Genomic DNA, 17,071 nt, shown 5'->3' on the forward strand with positions numbered 1-17,071 from the left:
CGGCAGGCGTACGGGCGTCCCGAACCGAACGGGGTCGGGACCTACCAGAGAAAGGGGGTCGCGCAATGCCCGCGACCATCCAGACGACCGAGACGGACGCCCCCAAGGTCGTCGAGAGCGGCACCGACATCGCCGAGCAGCCCTGCGCGAACGGCTCTACGGGCGTCGAAAGCGAGACCGCCGAGCTGCTCGGCGCGTACGCCCTGCTTATCGCCTAGCACGGCCGCACCCACATGCTCCGCCCGGAACAACCCTGGACAGGTCGAGCCGGGCGGCCCGGCGCGGTCGGCTTCCCCGAGGTCGGCCGCGCCATCCAACAGCCCATCCCTCGGCCAGCCACGCCGGGCGCCGTACGATCGGATCATCGCCACCTGTGCGGTCCGCCGCATCCCGTACACCTGGGTCAGGCAGACGAAGCCAGGCGGCATCGTCCTCAGCACTGTGGGCTCATGGCCTTGGGGAACCGGTCTCGCCAAGGTGACGGTCGGCGACGACGGCACCGCCGAGGGGGCGATTGTCGGACGGTCCTCGTTCATGCAGGCTCGCGCCCAGGCAGTGACCCCCGTGGCCGGTGATCTGTCGGCCCGCACTGCCTACGCCGACAGTGAGCGAGCGGCCAGGGTGGCACCGCTCTTGCTGGAGGAGTGGGTGCCCGCATTTCTTGCACAGCTCTCGTCCCCGGCGCACACTTCGTACGCGCGGCCACGAGCGACGGCGCGCGACTCCTGTACCTCTTCGATCCTGAGCGCGAGTCCTTCGCCGAATTCAAGGCGGACAGCGATGGTTGGATCGTCCGCCAGGGTGGCCCCGTCGCCCTGTGGGACAAGATCGAGCGGACCCTGGGCGCGTGGCAGAGCGCCGGCAGTCCCGATATCACCGCTGTACGGCTCCGGATCACAAAAAGGTCCCACACGTATTGGATCGATGATCAACCCGAGCTGCGCTGGGAGCACCGCCTCGACGCCGCCTACTGATCAGGCAGCGACGCTAGGGTTGGCGCATGGACGAGGAACCCCTTTCGGAGTGGGCGGAGCGTCGGAACGCAAAGATCGGGCGACTACGAGCCATCCCGATCGTCTCGGGCGACAGCCCGAAGGGTTCCCATGTGCAGCCTGATGCGCCGCGCGCGATCGAACGGTGGAACGGGCACGACTGGGAGCCCTACGCGTTCGCCGCCAGTCTCACCGAGACCAAGCGCATCCTGTTTCCCGAGGCCAACACCCCTACTACTGACCCCTCGCCCAACCGCATGGGCCAGCCACTCGCCCCGGGCAAGGGCCGACACCGAAAGCCGTAGGCGCCACAGCCCCGGCTCGTCCCTCACCCGAGGTGAACGAGCCGGAGCTCTGGCGAAGCGGTGGTGGACGGCCCGGTCGACCTCGCCGAGGGTGGAGCCGATGCCGATTCCGTGCAGACGGCCGGTCCGCAGGAACGAGGCGAGGAACACGATGCCGTTCATTACGGCCACGGGCTCCGTAGCGGCGGCTCCGCACCGCCCCATGCGAAGGCGTACGGGTCCGCGCCGCCCGAGTACGAGCAGGCGATTCCGGTGTCGGGCAGGTCGAACTCCTCGCGCAGCCATCCGTCCATGGCGAGGGCGGCGACCTCCGGCCGGTAGTCGGTCAGCGGGAAGTCGAGGGAGACGATGTCGAGGTACACGCCCTCCGGATGCCTGGCGCACAGCTCCTCGCCACGGAGCGCGACAACGAAGGAGAGCCAGGCCAGGTCCTCCCAGTACATGCCCGTCGCGGGAAGCAGCACGCGGACTCCCCGGTAGATCCCCACGGACGGAACCGCCGCTCCGCCCGGCGACACGGCCCGTGCCGAGAGGTCCGCCGCCAGCCCGCCGAGCGGGCTCCTGAACCGGTACTTGAACGTTCGGGTCACTTCAGCACCAGCACTTCCGGAGGTACGTCCGGGCCATACTGCCACGGGCCGGCGGCCAACGGGGCCGAGGCCGAGCACCGTTGGACGTGGTCCGCGAGGTGCGCAGGATGGCCACGAGCGAGGGAGGTCGGTCATGTCAACCGCCGAAGTGACCACGGAGACGGTGCGCTCCGAGGACGGGGCCACGGTCCGGGTCCGGCTCCACCGAAGGCCCGACGATCCGTCGGCACCGGTACTGGTGTGCATGCCCGCCATGGGCACCAGGGCCGTCTCCTACACGCCCCTGGCGGAGGCCCTCGTCGAGGCGGGGTTCCAGGTGGCCCTCGGGGAGTTGCGGGGGCAGGGCACGAGCTCGGTCCAGGTGCGGCGCGGAGTGCGCTACGGCTACCACGAGATGGTCGCTTACGACTACCCCGCACTGTTCCGGGCCGTCTCGGCCGCCTTCCCCGGGGCGCCGCGCCACCTGCTCGGGCACAGCCTCGGCGGGCAGCTCGGCGTGCTCTACCTCAGCCAGGAGCCGCACATGGCCGCGGGCGCGATCCTGGTCGGCGCCCCGTCCTGCCACTACCGCGGCTGGCCCTTCCCGCAGAGCCTGGGCATGCTCGCGGGGTTCCAACTGGCCGCCGTCTTCGCCACCGCGTACGGGTACTTCCCCGGCCGCCGCCTGGGGGTGCTGGGGAACGACTCCGCGCAGGTCCTGCGGGACATGGCTGCGCAGGTCCGGACGGGCCGCTACGACGTACCGTCCTCACCGGTGGACTTCGAGCCCCGGCTGGCCGCGATGGACCTGCCGGTGCTGGCGGTGGCCATCGAGGGCGACCCCATGGCACCGCCAGGCGGGGTGCGGGGGCTCTGCGACAAGCTCACGAGCGCGCGGGTGACGTACGAGGAACTCGCGCTCGGCGAAGGCGCTCCGGGCGGCCGGCACTACGGCTGGATCCGCGACAACGCCGTACTCGTCGACCGGGTACGGGACTTCGTGGACCGGTCCTGACACCCCCTCGGCGGTGTCAGCCGAGCCGGGCCGGGGAGGAGGCTCCGGGGGCCAGCAGGCGCGGGGCGCCGCTGCCGTCGGCGGGCACGGTCCACAGGTCCGTGCTGTCGGCGGCGCCGTCGGTGGGCAGGCCGTAGGCGAGCGTGCGGTCGTCGAGCCAGGCGGCCTGGTCGTCCACGCTGCGCTTCTCCGCGAGCGCGTGGTCGCGCAGCGTCCCGAGGTCCATCACGTGCTCGCGCCACAGCGAGGCGCCGGCCCGGACCCGCTTCTTGTAGGCGATGCGCGTCTCGTCCGGGGACAGGGAGGGGCATTCGACGTTCTTGGCCAGGGTCTTGACGCTGCGCCCCGAGATCGATCCCTTGACCAGGTGGGTTTCGCCGCCGGTGGAGACGGTGGCGTAGAAGGTGTCGTCGTCCTTGGAGAAGGTGACCCCCCAGAAGTTGACGTCCTGGGCGCGGTGCTCCCGACCGTCCATGTCGATGGCGAACTCCTCCAGGTTCGCCTCCAGCTTCCAGGTGCGGGTGTCCACGATCGCGGTACGGGTGGAGAAGAACGCGGCGCCGTAGGACTCGCCGGAGACGAAGACGGTCCAGGCGGCGAACCGGCCGCTGGGCGAGACGCGGGCCCGGCTCGGGGTGCCCGCGAGGGGGAAGCTGCGCAGCGTGCGCAGTTCGGAGTCGACGATCAGGGCCTTGTTGTCCTGGGCGAGCGCGCCGGGCGTGGAGCGCAGGCACACGCCGGTGCCCGCGGCGGCGTAGAAGCGTTGGCAGCCCAGTTCGGAGGCGGTCCGCGCGGACTCGGGTGCGTCGGCCGGGACCGAGGCGAGGGTTCCGCGGTGCGGTCCCTGCCCGCCGTTGAGGAAGGTCAGGGAGCCGGGCCGGTCGAGCGTGACGGTCCCGGCGGTAACCGTCGGGCCGCCCGTCGACGGCTCGTCGTCGCGGGTGGCGGAGCGCAGCACCAGCGCGGCGCCAAGACCCCCGAGCAGCAGCACCGCCACCGCGAGGACGAGCAGGCGGCGTGACTTCGACAGCGTCATCTGGGGGGCCTCACGGACTTCGGATCGGGCTTGGGCTCGGGGTTCGGTTGGGGTCGGGTGTCCTGGGGCCCTGCCGGGCGCAGGACGAAGCCGGCGACGGCGGCGCAGCACAGCAGGCCGACCGCGGCGGCGGCCAGTGCCGGGCCGGTGCCCCAGAGCGTCCAGGCCGCGCCGAAGGCCAGCGAGCAACCGAAGCGGGCCAGCGCCTGGCCGGTACCGACCAGGGCCATGCCGGTGGCGCGCAGCTCGGCGGGGACGGTGGCGGCGACGGCGGCGGGCAACACGCCGTCCGTGGCGGCGTAGAACATGCCGTGCAGGGCGAGGACGAGGTAGGGCAGGGCGGGCCAGGCGGGGGCCCACAGCAGCAGCCCGTAGCCGGCCAGCAGGAGGGCGTGGCCGATGAGGAAGACGGTGCGCCGGCCGATCCGGTCGGCGAGGGCTCCGGCGGGCACGGCGAGCAGCAGGAACATGGCGGCGGTGCCCAGCGGCAGGAGCGAGAACCACTGGTCGCCGATGCCGGTGCGGCGTTGCAGGAGCAGGTAGACGAAGGCGTCGCTGACGGTGGTCAGGCCCAACAGGACGGCGCAGACGGCCAGGTTGCGCAGGCGGGGCAGGCGCAACAGGCCGAGCGCGTCGCGCAGTCGTACCGGGGCCGGCCGGTCCGCACCGGGGACGGCGGCGGCGGCGCCTGTGGTGGCCGTGGCAGTGGTGGTGACCGTGGCCGAAGCGGTGGCCGAAGCGGTGGCCGTGGCAGTGGTGGTGGCAGTGGTGGCGGCGGTGGCCGTGGCTCCGCGGGACGGCCCGGGCCGGGCGTCGCCGCCGGAGGGGACGAACAGCATGAGCACCACGACACCGAGTACGGCGATGCAGGCGCTGACGCCGAAGACCGCGTCGTAGCCGTCGACCGTCAGGCTCAGGATGAAGAAGGCGGCGAGCGGGCCGAGCAGCGCCCCGGTGGTGTCCATCGCCCGGTGCACGCCGAAGGCGCGCCCTTGTAACTCGGGCGGTGTGGACAGCGAGATCAGCGCGTCGCGCGGGGCGGTGCGCAGTCCCTTGCCGGTGCGTTCCAGCGTGAGGATCACGCTGATCGGGCCCAGGCTGTGGGCGAACAGGAGCAGCGGTTTGCACAGGGCCGACAGGCCGTAGCCGATGCCGGCGATCAACTTGTGGTTGCGGACCCGGTCGGCGAGGTGGCCGCCGGTCAGCTGCACGAGGGCGCTGACCCCGTTGTAGACGCCGTCCAGCGCGCCGAAGCCGAGGGGGCTCAGGCCCAGGCCGGCGATCAGGTACAGGGGCAGGACGGCGGTGACCATCTCGGAGGAGATGTCGGTGATCATGCTGACCGTGCCCAGGGCGAGGACGGTCGAGGCGACCGCGGGGGCCCGGACGGGTCCCCGGTCCGCAGCGGTCTTCGCACCCTCGGGCGCGGGCGCGGAGCGGTCCGCGAGGTACATGCTCTGGAGCTCCCGATGCCGACGGACTGAGTTCACTCGAACGTGCGAGTGGAACCCTAATGGTTGTACGGGCCAACGGTGCGGCGTACGAACAGATTCGGCCGTACGCCCCCGGATCGGCCGGGGGTTCAGCCCTCCCGGCTGCTCTCGTCCCGCAGCCAGGTGGAGAAGTCCTGGTCGCGGATGGCCTTCCGGGATCCCCGGCGGGCGGCGAGCGCGGCCACCACGAACACCACCACCCCCGGCAACAGCGCCGGTTGGGCCCGCAGCAGGGCGCGCAGATCGGCCGTGCCGGTGCGCGCGGTCTGCTCCGACACCTGCTCCGGTGGCGCCCCCGGCGCCCCGGCCCGCCGCGCCGCCTGGAAGCGCTCGAACTCGGCGGAGGAGGTCGCCGCGCGGACCCGCCGCCTGATCAGGTCGGACCAGGTGCGCGGCGGCCGGACGACCACCCGGGCCTCCTCGACCACGCGCCGCTCCCCGGGCCCGAAGGCGAGGGACGCGGCCAGGTCGTCGGCCATCAGCGGGGGCAGCGCGGCGATCCGCGCGTGCCCCGCCTCGGTCACGGCGATGACCCCCCGGCCGAAGAGCCCCTCGCGGACGGCGGGCAGCCGCTGCCACACCCGGTAGTACGCCCGCACCGGCCAGGCGCAGCCGCCCAACGGGACGTCCCGGCCGGGGGCGGCGGCGAGCAGCTCCGGGCTCCGGTCCAGGGCGCCCACCAGGGCCCCCACGTCGGCGGCCCCGACGACGACGTCGGCGTCCACGTACAGCCGGGGGAAGCCCCGCGCGTGCTCGTCGCCGACCCTAAGTGCCCGGTGTTTGGAAGGGGTCGGGATCTCGACCACCCGTACGCGGTCGCCGCGCTCGCCCGCCACGCGGGCGGTGTCGTCCGTACAGCCGTTGCACACCACGACGATGTCGGGCCCGGACACCGAGGTGTCGGCCAGGAGCGCGTCGAGGAGGCGGCCGATGACCCGGCCTTCGTTGTGGGCCGGTATCACGATGCTGGTCACCCGGGCAGTATGCACGGTCGAACACCCGCTCCAGGCGATTACGTCAACTCTGCCCGGGGGTACGCCCGGTGGACTAGATTGAGCGGCGCCGACCGGAATCGGCACGCTTCGGCGGAACCGGTGTCCGGCGGCGGGCATAGGCGGTAAGCGGTACGGGTTCGGCCTGCTTGTGGGGAACAGGCGGCCGGGCCGGGGGGCGAAGCACACGGTTCACGTAGGGCATCGGTTGTGGGGGGCCATCACCGTTGAGCAGGTCACGCACGGGACGCACGGGCGTCCGTGCTGCCGTCGACGGCATCTCCCTCCAACACACGCGTCCCGGCCATGAGTTGGCGACACGCCGCCCGGCGTGCGCGGAAGGAAGGGAAACGCCGTGAAGGACACCGCGAAGGACGCGGGGCAGGACACGGGACGGAAGACGGGCGCCGCCGGCAAGGGGTCCGCCCCCTTAGGTGTCGCCGTGGTCGGCGCGGGCTACTGGGGCCCCAATCTCGTCCGCAACTTCCAGTCCAGCGATCAGTTCCGGCTGCGCTGGCTCTGCGACCTGAACGTGGACCGGGCCCGGCAGGTGCTCGGCGCGTACTCCACGGTCCAGGCGACCGGTGACTACGAGGCGGTCCTCGCCGACCCGGAGGTCCACGCGGTCGCCGTGGCCACCCCGGCGGGAACGCACCTCGACGTCGCACTGGCCGCGCTGCGCGCCGGCAAGCACGTCCTCGTGGAGAAGCCCCTCGCCGCCACGTACGAGGACGGGCTGCGGCTGGTGAACGAGGCCGAGGAACGCGGCCTCACGCTGATGTGCGACCACACCTACTGCTACACGCCGGCGGTGGGCCGGATCCGCGAGATGGTCCGCTCCGGCGAACTCGGCGAGATCCACTACGTGGACTCGGTACGGATCAACCTGGGGCTCGTCCAGAAGGACATCGACGTCCTGTGGGACCTGGCCCCCCACGACCTCTCCGTCCTGGACTTCATCCTCCCGGACCACGTGCAGCCGGTCGCCGTCGCCGCGCACGGAGCCGATCCCATCGGGGCCGGCCAGTCCTGCGTGGCCTATCTGACGCTCCAGCTGAGCACCGGCGCCATCGCGCACGTGCACGTCAACTGGCTCTCCCCGACCAAGGTGCGCACCACCATGGTCGGCGGGTCCAAGCGCACGCTGGTGTGGGACGACCTCAACCCCACCCAGCGCGTCGCGGTGTTCGACCGCGGAGTGGACCTGAGCGCCCCGCAGGAGATAGGCGCGGACGAGCGCCGGGACATGCTCGTCTCCTACCGGAGCGGCGACATGGTGGCGCCCGCGATCGGCGAGAAGGAGGCCCTGCGCAGCATGGTCGAGGAGTTCGCCACGTCCATCAGGACGGGACGGCCGCCGCTGACGGACGGCCGGGCGGGACTGAAGGTGCTGGACATCCTGGAAGCCGCCTCCCGGAGCCTGGAGTTCCGCGGAGCGGTCGTCGGACTGCGCACCGGGCGTTGACCGCCCGCAGTCCGATCACGTGCAAGACCACGACCGAACATTCAGTGGGGGCAGGGCGTTGAGCAGCGTACGAGGCAAGAGGATTCTGGTCACGGGAGGGGCGGGCACGATCGGCTCGCACCTGGTGGACCTGCTGGTGGACAACGGAGCACGCGAAGTCGTGGTGCTCGACAACTTCGTGCGGGGGCGGACGGCCAACCTGGCCCGCGCCCTGCCGAGCGGGGTGGTGGAGGTCGTCGAGGGCGACATCCGCGACGTGGCCGCGGTGCGCAAGGCGACCGAGGGCGCCGAGCTGGTGTTCCATCTCGCCGCCATCCGGATCACCCAGTGCGCCGAGGAGCCGCGGCTGGCAAACGAGGTCATGGTGGACGGCACCTTCAACGTGCTGGAGGCGGCCGCGGCCGCCGGGGTGGGCAAGGTGATCGCCTCGTCCTCGGCCTCGGTCTACGGCCTGGCCGAGCAGTTCCCGACCACCGAGCGCCACCACCCGTACAACAACGACACCTTCTACGGTGCGGCGAAGGCCTTCAACGAGGGGGTGCTGCGCAGCTTCCACTCCATGTACGGGCTGGACTACGTGGCCCTGCGCTACTTCAACGTGTACGGGCCCCGGATGGACATCCACGGCCTCTACACCGAGGTGCTGATCCGCTGGATGGAGCGGATCGCCTCGGGCGAGCCGCCGCTGATCCTCGGCGACGGCCTGCAGACCATGGACTTCGTCGACGTCCGGGACATCGCGCGCGCCAACCTGCTGGCCGCCGAATCGGACCTGACCGACGAGGTGTTCAACGTCGCGAGCGGCACCGAGACCAGCCTGCTCCAGCTCGCGCACGGCCTGCTGGAGGCGATGGGCGCCGAGGGCCTGGTGCCCGAGCACGGTCCGGCCCGCGCCGTGAACGGCGTCACCCGCCGGCTCGCGGACACCTCGCAGGCCGCGGAGCGGCTCGGCTTCACCGCCGAGATCGACCTGCGCACCGGCCTGCGGGACCTGGTGCAGTGGTGGCGGGCCGAGCGCGCCGCCGACGCGGCGGCCTCGGAGGCGGGCCGATGAGCGCCCCGGACACCGCCCCCGCCCGGATCCCGGTGATGGTGCCCTGGCTGGGCGAGGAGGAGGCGAAGGCCGCCGCCGACGCCGTGCTCTCCGGCTGGGTGGCCCAGGGCCCCCGGGTCGCCGAGTTCGAACGGGCCTTCGCCGAGCGGGTGGGCGCCGAGCACGGGATCGCGGTGAGCTCGTGCACCACCGCCCTGCACCTGTCCCTGATCGCCCTGGACCTCGGTCCCGGCGACGAGGTGATCGTCCCCTCGCTGTCGTTCATCGCCACCGCCAACGCGGTGCGCTACGTGGGCGCCCGGCCGGTGTTCGCGGACGTCGAGGAGGCCACCGGCAACCTCACCCCGGCCACCGTGGACGCGGTCCGCACCCCGAGGACCAAGGCGGTGATCGCCGTCCACCAGGGCGGGGTGCCCGCGGACGTGCACGCGCTGCGCGCCGTGTGCGCCGACTGGGACGTGGCCCTCGTCGAGGACGCGGCCTGTGGCATCGGCGCGACGGTCGGCGGCAAATCGGTGGGCCACGGCGCCCTGCTCGCCGCCTGGTCCTTCCACCCCCGCAAGGTGATCACCACCGGCGAGGGCGGCATGCTGACCACGGACGACGCGCAGTGGGCGGAGCGGCTGCGCCGGCTGCGCGAGCACGGCATGAACGTGTCCGCCGCGCAGCGCCACGCGAGCAGCAAACCGGTCGTGGAGAGCTACCTGGAGGTCGGCTACAACTACCGGATGACCGACATCCAGGCCGCGGTCGGTCTGGTGCAGCTCGGCAAGCTGGACGAGATCGTGGCCCGGCGGCGCTCGCTCGCGGCCCGGTACACGGAGCTGCTGAGCGGGATCCCGGGCCTACGACCGCTCCGGGACCCCGGTCACGGCCAGGGCAACTTCCAGTCGTACTGGGTGCTGCCGGCCGAGGACTTCCCCGTCGGCCGGGACGACCTGCTCGCGGCGCTCTCCGAGGCCGGGATCTCGGCCCGGCGCGGGATCATGGCCTCGCACCTGGAGCCCGCGTACGCGGACCACGGCGCGGCGCCGCTGCCGGTGACCGAGCGGATCAGCCGCGACTCCCTGATCCTGCCGCTGTTCCACACGATGACGCGGGAACAGCAGGACCGGGTGGTGGCGGTGCTGCGCGAACGGGCGGGCGGATGAGCGGCCCGCCGCAGCGGACCGAGGACCTGCTGATCGTCGGCGCGGGCGGGTTCGCCCGCGAGACCGCCCAGGCGGTCCTGGACGCGGCCGCCGCGGCGGCCGCGTACGGCCGTGCTCCGCGGTGGCGCCTCGCCGGGCACCTCGACGACGATCCGGGCCTGCACGGCCGGGAGGTCGACGGGGTGCCGGTGCTGGGCGGCAGCCACCTCGTGCACGAGCTGCCGGCGGCCCGGGTGGTGGTCTGCGCGGGCAGTCCGCGCGACTACGCCGTACGGGCCCGGCTGGTGCGGCGCCTGGGGCTGCCCGGGAGCCGCTACGCCACGGTGGTCCATCCGACGGCGATGGTCTCGCGGTCCTCGCTGCTCGGCGCGGGCTCGGTCCTGCTCGCGCACTGCGTGCTGACGGCCGCCGTCCGGCTCGGGTCCCACGTGGCGGTGATGCCGCACGTGGTGCTCACCCACGACGACCGGGTCGGGGACTTCGCCACGCTCGCCTCGGGCGTCCGCCTCGGCGGCGGGGTGCGGCTGGGGCGCGGTGCGTACGTGGGCGCGGGAGCGCTGGTGCGCGAGGGCACGTCGGTCGGCGCCTGGTCGCTGACCGGTATGGGAAGCACGGTCCTGGCCGACGTGCCGCCCGGCGAGGTGTGGGCCGGAAGCCCCGCCCGCCGGCTGCGCGCGGCGGGGGGCCCGGCGCTCGACGAGCTGCGGGCCGATGGCGAGGAGACGGCCGGCCGTTGGCCGGAGACACGGATGGGGAGCACAGTCGCATGAACCAGATACCGCTGGTCGACCTGAAGGCGGCGCACGCCGAGGTCGCCGAGGAATTACGGGCGGGCTTCGACCGTGTGCTCGCCGACACCGCCTTCATCGGCGGTGCGGAGGTCCGCGCCTTCGAGCGCGAGTACGCCCATTTCGCGGGGGTGGGGCACTGCGTGGGTGTCGCCAACGGCACCGACGCCCTCGAACTCGCCCTGCGTGCCAGCGGGGTGGGCGTCGGCGACGAGGTGGTGCTGCCCGCGAACACCTTCATCGCCACCGCGGGCGCCGTCGCCCGGATCGGTGCCCGGCCGGTGCTGGTCGACTGCCTCCCCGACACCCTGCTGATGGATCCCCGGGCCGCCCTGGAAGCCGTGGGCGCGGCCACCCGCGCGGTGGTCCCCGTCCACCTCTACGGGCAGTGCGCGGACACCGCGGCCCTGGCGGCCGGGCTGCCGGCGCACGTGAAGGTCGTCGAGGACGCCGCGCAGAGCCAGGGCGCGACCCAGGGCGGCCGCTCCCCCGGCAGCGGGGGAATCGCCGCGACCAGCTTCTACCCGGGCAAGAACCTGGGCGCGTACGGCGACGCGGGCGCGGTGGTGACCGACGACGAAGAGAGCGCGGACCTGATCCGGGCCCTGGCCAACCACGGCGGCATCGCCAAGTACCGCCACGACGTGGCCGGCTTCAACAGCCGGCTCGACGGCCTGCAGGCCGTGGTCCTGCGGGCGAAGCTGGCCCGGCTGGCCGAGGGGAACGCGGCCCGCCGGGCCGCCGCCGCCCGCTACGACGAGCTGCTGGGCGACCTCGCGGCCGCCGGGCGGCTCACCCTGCCGGTCACCGCCGGGGGCAACGTCCACGTGTGGCACCTGTACGTCGTACGGGTCACCGGGGCGGACCGCGACGCCGTCGTCGGCAAGCTCAACGCTGAGGGCATCGGCGCGGGCGTGCACTACCCGGCGCCGGTCCACCTGACCCCGGCCTTCGGTCATCTCGGCCACGGCCGGGGCGACTTCCCGCACGCCGAACAGGCGGCGGACCGGATGCTTTCGCTCCCCCTCTTCCCGCAGATCACCGCTGACCAGCAGCAGCGGGTCGTGGAAACGCTCCGCAACGCCCTGCGCTGACCCCGCGCTCACGCAAACAATGAGGTCCAGATGAACAGACGGACAAGGTTGCTCCGTTACGGTCTCTTCACCGTGATCGCGGCCTTGATGGCCACGGTCCTGCCGCCGGCGGTGGTGGCCGGTGCGGTCGAACCCTGCGGTCCCACCTCGAACGCGATCGTGTGCGAGAACTCCAAGCCCGGCACGCCGATGGAGGACTGGTTCGCACCCAGCGCGTACGGCGACATCAAAGGTTTCCCGGCCCAGACGAGCGTCCAGGCCGGCGAGACCGTGCAGTTCAAGATCCAGTCGCCGACCGCGTACAAGGTCTCGGTCTACCGCCTCGGCCACTACGGGGGCACCGGCGCGCGCCTGATGTCGACCGCGGCCCAGGCGGCCCAGACGTACCCGGCGAACTTCCTGCCGGGCGGCAACCCGGCGACCTGCGCCAAGAAGGCCGCCACCGGCCTGGTCGACTGCGGCAACTGGCCGGTCACCGCGACGTGGACGGTGCCGGCGGACGCCGTGTCCGGGCTCTACGTCGTCAACTTCGACCAGGCGGACGGCAACGGCGTGATGCCGTACCCGTTCGTCGTCCGCAACGACTCCAGTCACTCCGACATCGTCGTGCAGACCAGCGACCAGACCTGGCAGGCGTACAACAACTACGGCGGCCAGGACCTGTACGACGGCGGCGGCCCCGCCCCGGACGGGCGGGCGTACGAGGTCAGCTACAACCGGCCCATGGACATCGGCGGGGACAACGGGATCTACGGGTCCGAGTTCCAGATGGTCGCCTGGCTGGAGCGCAACGGCTACGACGTGAGCTACATGTCCGGCATCGACATGTCGGTCCGCGGCGGGACGCTGCTGCAGAACCACAAGGTCTTCATGTCCTCCGGGCACGACGAGTACTGGACCCAGGAGCAGTTCACCAACGCGCTGAACGCGCGCCGGGCCGGGGTCCACCAGACGTACTTCAGCGGCAACGAGGTCTTCTGGAAGACCCGCCTGGCGCCGAGCATCGACGGAGCCAACACCGCCAACCGGACCCTGGTCTCGTACAAGGAGACCAAGCTGTCCTTCCCCCAGCCGAACGGAATCCCCGACCCGAGCGGGATCTGGACGGGCACCTTCATGGACCCGGCCAGTGCCACGAACGGCCGGCCCTTCCAGCCGCAGAACCAGCTGACCGGCTCGATGTTCAGCGTCAACGGCTACCGCAGTGACGCGATCACGGTGCCCGGCACCTTCGCCAAGCAGCGGCTGTGGCGCAACACCACGGTCGCGAACCTCACTCCCTCGCAGACCGCCACCTTCCCCACCGGCACGCTCGGCTACGAGTGGGACAGCGACGTGGAGAACGCCAGCCGGCCGGCCGGGCAGATCACGATGTCCTCCACCACGGTCGACATCGAGGACGGCAAGCTCCTCAAGGACTACGGCAACACCTACGGGAACGGCACCGCGACGCACAGCCTGGTGGCCTTCCGCGACCAGACCTCGCACGCACTGGTGTTCGGCGCGGGCACGGTGCAGTGGTCCTGGGGCCTGACCAACATGCCCACGGGCAATCCGGACGACGCCGTGATCACCGCGGACAAGCGGATGCAGCAGGCCACGGTGAACGTCTTCGCCGACATGGGCGTCCAGCCCAAGTCCCTGCAGAGCGACCTGGTCGCCTCGACCGCTTCCACGGACGCCGTGGGACCGGCCGTGACGGTGACCAGCCCGGCGGCGAACGCCACCGTACCGGCGCTGCGGCCCGTGACCATCACGGGCACGGCCACCGACACCGGCGGCGGCGTGGTCGCCCGGGTGGAGGTGTCCACCGACGGCGGCACGACCTGGAAGGCGACCACGGGCCTCGGCTCGTGGAGCTACAAGTGGACCCCGACCGTTCCGGGCACCGCGCAGATCAAGGTGCGCGCGGTGGACGACAGCGTCAACATCGGCGCCACCACCACGGTGCCGCTGACGGTGGGACCCCAGCAGTGCCCCTGCACCGTGTGGCCCGCCGCGGCCGTCCCGGGCACGGTCAACGCCGGTGACGGCAGCGCCGTCGAGCTCGGCGTGAAGATCCGCTCCTCCGTGGCCGGTTCGATCACCGGTGTCCGCTTCTACAAGTCCCCCGCCAACACCGGCACCCACACCGGAAGCCTCTGGAGCAGCACCGGCCAGCGCCTGGCGACCGGTACCTTCACCAACGAGACGGCCTCCGGCTGGCAGCAGCTGAACTTCGCCACGCCGGTCCCGGTCAAGGCGAACACCACCTACGTCGCCTCCTACTTCGCCCCGCACGGCGGCTACTCCTTCGACACCACCTTCGCCGCCGGCGACGCGGGCCTGGCCCCGCTCACCGCGCTGAAGAGCGGCACCGACGGCGGCAACGGCGTCTACCGCTACAGCGGCACGGGCGGGTTCCCGTCCACCGCCTCGTCCGGCAGCAACTACTGGGTGGACGCGGTCCTGGACACCTCCACCGCGAGCACGACCCCGCCCACCGTCACCGCCACCTCGCCGCAGTCCGCGGCGACCGGCACCCAGATCACGGCGGCCGTATCGGCCACCTTCAGCAACGCCATCGACGCGGACAGCCTGGCGTTCTCCGTGAAGGACTCCGGCGGCACCGCCGTCCCGGGCACCAAGGTGCTGGGCGCGTCGAACAGCGCGACCTTCACCCCGTCCTCCGAACTGGCCCTGAACTCGACCTACACGGCATCCGTCCAGGCCTCCGACCTGTGGGGCAACACCATGGCGGCCCCGGTCACGTGGAACTTCACCACCAGTGCGAGTCCGCCGACCGTGAACTGCCCCTGCACCCTGTGGAACGGCGCCACCACGCCGAGCACCGCCAACGTGGGTGACGACGCCAACTCCGTGGAACTGGGCACCCGTTTCCAGTCCGCGGTGAACGGCTACATCACCGGTGTCACCTTCTACAAGGGCCCCGGCAACACCGGTACGCACACCGGGAGCCTGTGGTCCGCCTCCGGCACCCAGCTGGCCACCGGCACCTTCGGCAGCGAGACCGTGTCCGGCTGGCAGCAACTGCAGTTCGCCACGCCGGTCCCGATCACGGCGGGCACCACGTACGTGGCCTCCTACCACGCACCGAACGGCAACTACTCGGTGGACGGCGGCTACTTCACCGGCGCCCACCGCTCCTATCCGCTGGTGGCCCCGGCCGATGCGCCCGGCAGCGCCAACGGGCTCTACAAGTACGGGGCGGCCACCGCCTTCCCGACGAACACCTTCGGCTCGGTGAACTACTGGGTCGGCCCGATCTTCACCACCACCGCACCGCCCGCCGCGCAGTCCGGGCTGTCCACGGAGGTGAGCGGGCAGTGAGCACGGTCAGCGTGGTGATCCCCTGCTACAAGTACGGCCACTTCCTGGCGGACTGCGTCAAGAGCGTGCTGGACGAGCAGGAGGGCGTCGACGTGCGGGTGCTGATCATCGACGACGCCTCGCCCGACGACTCCGCGGAGGTCGCCCGTGCGCTGGCGGCCGCCGACCCGCGGATCGAGGTACGGGTCCACGAGACCAACAAGGGCCACATCGCCACCTACAACGAGGGTCTGCTGGAGTGGGCCGACGGGGACTACGTCGCCCTGCTGTCGGCGGACGACCGGCTGGTCCCCGGGGCCCTGGTGCGTGCGGCGGCCCTGCTCGACGCCCATCCGGAGGCGGGTTTCGCCTACGGCAGGCCGCTGCGCTTCCAGCACGGCGGACCGCTGCCCGCGGCCCGCACCCGCAGCACCGGATCGGTCGTCTATCCCGGACGGTGGTGGCTGGACCGGCGGTTCCGGGAGGGCACCGGGTGCATCACCTCACCCGAGGTGGTGGTCCGCACCAGTCTCCAGCGCAAGGTCGGGGGCTACGATCCGGAGCTGCCGCACGCCGGCGACATCGAGATGTGGATGCGGCTCGCGGCGCACGCCGACGTGGGCTACGTCCAGGGGGCCGACCAGGCCTTCTACCGGGTCCACGGCAACAACATGTCCACCACGGACTTCGGCGGCCAGCTCGACGACCTGCGCCAGCGCCTCGTCGCCTTCGACTCGGTGCTCGACAAGTGCTCCGGGCTGCTGCCGGGGGCCGACCGGCTGGCGCTGTCGGCGCGCACCCGGCTCGCCCGGTACGCGCTGCGGCGCGCGTACCGGGCGTACGACCGGGGACGCACCGCGGTGGTGCCGGTCGACGAGCTCGTGGAGTTCGCGGCCGAGTGCCTGCCCGGCGACTACACGAAGCTGGGCGAGTACCGGGCGCTGCTCAGGCGCCGGCGCATCGGGGCGCGCGCCATGCCGTACCTCCAGCCGCTCGTGCTCTCGGCCGTGGCCGACCGGGGGCGCGAGTGGCTGTGGTGGCGGTCCTGGAAGCGTCGAGGGATTTGATGACTCGAACGCTCGGTTCAGCGGGTCGCCCCGGCGAGGGCGGCCCGCTCGGGCTCCTCGGCCCGGACCACCGGACCGGCGTCGGCGGCGGCCTCGTGCCGCTGCCGGCGCCGGCTCCGGCGCGTCAGGAGCCGGTCGGTCCACAGGGCCCCGACCACACCGCCGACCCCGCCCAGCAGGGCCGCCCCGGCGAGGCCCCGGCTCTTGTTGCCGGTCTGCACCGCCGCGGTGGGCGGCACCAGCAGCGTCACGCTCATCCGCGCGGAGTCCGGGACCCCCTGCTGCGTCTGCAGGTCGGTCAGGTGTTTCGTGTAGATCTCGATGATCTTCCGGACCGCCGCGTCGGCGGCGGCCGCCTCGGCCTGCTCGGCCTGGATCTGGAGCGAGGGGATCAGATAGCGCGGGGTGACGCTGGTCCCGCTGTTCCGCGGGATCAACCGGTACGTGCCGCGCACCCCCGCGGCGCGCAGCTCCTCGGCCCCTTCGGGCGAGTCCAGCTGCTGTACCGCGGCGTAGGAGACGGCGGCGAGCGGCGGTTGCAGATTGGCCAGTTGGTTGGGCTGGGTGTCCGTCACCGGGGGCTTGAGCACGACGATCGCCGTGCTCAGGTACGTCTGGGTGGGGCGCAGCACGTGGACGGCCCCGGCGGCTGCGAGCACCGCCGCCACGATCAGGACGTACCAGCGCCGACGCAGCGCACGGACCAACTCACCAGGCGACACAGGGATTCCTTCCGTTGTG

Annotated in this window: 15 protein-coding genes and 1 pseudogene; 11 read left to right on the forward strand and 5 right to left on the reverse strand. The window is 72.3% G+C overall.

The annotated features are described in order from the left end of the window. Window positions 1-65 precede the first annotated feature (65 nt). The 3 genes and pseudogenes from OG207_RS10350 to OG207_RS10360 all read left to right on the forward strand — a co-directional run bounded on the left by OG207_RS10350 (window position 66) and on the right by OG207_RS10360 (window position 1,297). Window positions 66-218, forward strand: a complete 153-nt coding sequence (locus OG207_RS10350; RefSeq protein WP_329108305.1) for a hypothetical protein — start codon at window positions 66-68, stop codon at window positions 216-218. Between the two features lie 109 nt (window positions 219-327). Then, window positions 328-974: pseudogene (locus tag OG207_RS10355) on the forward strand (ATP-grasp peptide maturase system methyltransferase); the annotation flags it as partial. A 26-nt stretch (window positions 975-1,000) separates the two neighbouring features. Next, a complete protein-coding gene (locus tag OG207_RS10360) occupies window positions 1,001-1,297 on the forward strand; it encodes a DUF6087 family protein (protein ID WP_329097917.1) in 297 nt (98 codons plus the stop codon). Window positions 1,298-1,458: 161 nt separating this feature from the next. Here OG207_RS10360 and OG207_RS10365 read toward each other — a convergent pair whose 3' ends face one another. Next, a complete protein-coding gene (locus OG207_RS10365) occupies window positions 1,459-1,887 on the reverse strand; it encodes a hypothetical protein (protein ID WP_329097920.1) in 429 nt (142 codons plus the stop codon). A 133-nt stretch (window positions 1,888-2,020) separates the two neighbouring features. Between OG207_RS10365 and OG207_RS10370 the strand changes: the two genes are divergently transcribed. Continuing rightward, window positions 2,021-2,881: an alpha/beta hydrolase family protein gene (locus tag OG207_RS10370; protein ID WP_329097922.1), complete on the forward strand. Its 861-nt coding sequence runs from the start codon at window positions 2,021-2,023 to the stop codon at window positions 2,879-2,881. A 16-nt stretch (window positions 2,882-2,897) separates the two neighbouring features. Here the strand turns inward: OG207_RS10370 and OG207_RS10375 are convergent, their stop codons facing one another. The 3 genes from OG207_RS10375 to OG207_RS10385 all read right to left on the reverse strand — a co-directional run bounded on the left by OG207_RS10375 (window position 2,898) and on the right by OG207_RS10385 (window position 6,384). Further along, entirely contained in the window at window positions 2,898-3,911 is a 1,014-nt protein-coding gene (locus tag OG207_RS10375; RefSeq protein WP_402694671.1) for a TolB family protein, read from the reverse strand. A 2-nt stretch (window positions 3,912-3,913) separates the two neighbouring features. Next, window positions 3,914-5,371, reverse strand: a complete 1,458-nt coding sequence (locus OG207_RS10380) for an MFS transporter (protein WP_329097926.1) — start codon at window positions 5,369-5,371, stop codon at window positions 3,914-3,916. Window positions 5,372-5,499: 128 nt separating this feature from the next. Further along, window positions 5,500-6,384 carry a glycosyltransferase gene (locus OG207_RS10385; protein WP_329097927.1) on the reverse strand — a complete coding sequence of 295 codons (885 nt, stop codon included), beginning with the start codon at window positions 6,382-6,384 and terminating at the stop codon, window positions 5,500-5,502. Between the two features lie 373 nt (window positions 6,385-6,757). Here OG207_RS10385 and OG207_RS10390 point away from each other — a divergent pair, with 373 nt between their 5' ends. The 7 genes from OG207_RS10390 to OG207_RS10420 are packed head-to-tail and all read left to right on the forward strand — an operon-like array spanning window position 6,758 to window position 16,330. Further along, a complete protein-coding gene (locus OG207_RS10390; RefSeq protein ID WP_329097929.1) occupies window positions 6,758-7,867 on the forward strand; it encodes a Gfo/Idh/MocA family protein in 1,110 nt (369 codons plus the stop codon). A gap of 58 nt (window positions 7,868-7,925) precedes the next feature. Beyond that, on the forward strand, window positions 7,926-8,921 hold the full coding sequence (locus OG207_RS10395) for an NAD-dependent epimerase/dehydratase family protein (RefSeq protein ID WP_329097931.1): 996 nt from the start codon (window positions 7,926-7,928) through the stop codon (window positions 8,919-8,921). Next, on the forward strand, window positions 8,918-10,072 hold the full coding sequence (locus OG207_RS10400) for a DegT/DnrJ/EryC1/StrS family aminotransferase (protein ID WP_329097932.1): 1,155 nt from the start codon (window positions 8,918-8,920) through the stop codon (window positions 10,070-10,072). The genes OG207_RS10395 and OG207_RS10400 overlap by 4 nt, the downstream gene beginning before the upstream one ends. After that, window positions 10,069-10,842 (forward strand): NeuD/PglB/VioB family sugar acetyltransferase, encoded by a 774-nt coding sequence (locus tag OG207_RS10405; protein ID WP_329097934.1) that lies wholly within the window; start codon window positions 10,069-10,071, stop codon window positions 10,840-10,842. The genes OG207_RS10400 and OG207_RS10405 overlap by 4 nt, the downstream gene beginning before the upstream one ends. Continuing rightward, window positions 10,839-11,954 carry a DegT/DnrJ/EryC1/StrS family aminotransferase gene (locus OG207_RS10410; protein ID WP_329097936.1) on the forward strand — a complete coding sequence of 372 codons (1,116 nt, stop codon included), beginning with the start codon at window positions 10,839-10,841 and terminating at the stop codon, window positions 11,952-11,954. The genes OG207_RS10405 and OG207_RS10410 overlap by 4 nt, the downstream gene beginning before the upstream one ends. A 30-nt stretch (window positions 11,955-11,984) precedes the next feature. Beyond that, window positions 11,985-15,284 carry a DUF4082 domain-containing protein gene (locus tag OG207_RS10415; protein ID WP_329097938.1) on the forward strand — a complete coding sequence of 1,100 codons (3,300 nt, stop codon included), beginning with the start codon at window positions 11,985-11,987 and terminating at the stop codon, window positions 15,282-15,284. Then, window positions 15,281-16,330: a glycosyltransferase gene (locus tag OG207_RS10420; RefSeq protein ID WP_329097940.1), complete on the forward strand. Its 1,050-nt coding sequence runs from the start codon at window positions 15,281-15,283 to the stop codon at window positions 16,328-16,330. Before OG207_RS10415 ends, OG207_RS10420 begins: the two co-directional genes overlap by 4 nt. 17 nt (window positions 16,331-16,347) lie before the next feature. Here the strand turns inward: OG207_RS10420 and OG207_RS10425 are convergent, their stop codons facing one another. Continuing rightward, the gene (locus tag OG207_RS10425; protein ID WP_329097942.1) at window positions 16,348-17,052 is read right to left on the reverse strand and encodes a Wzz/FepE/Etk N-terminal domain-containing protein; all 705 of its coding nucleotides are present in this window, start codon (window positions 17,050-17,052) and stop codon (window positions 16,348-16,350) included. Window positions 17,053-17,071 lie beyond the last annotated feature (19 nt).

The sequence above is a fragment of the Streptomyces sp. NBC_01439 genome (genome assembly GCF_036227605.1).
In the GTDB taxonomy this organism is placed as follows: domain Bacteria; phylum Actinomycetota; class Actinomycetes; order Streptomycetales; family Streptomycetaceae; genus Streptomyces.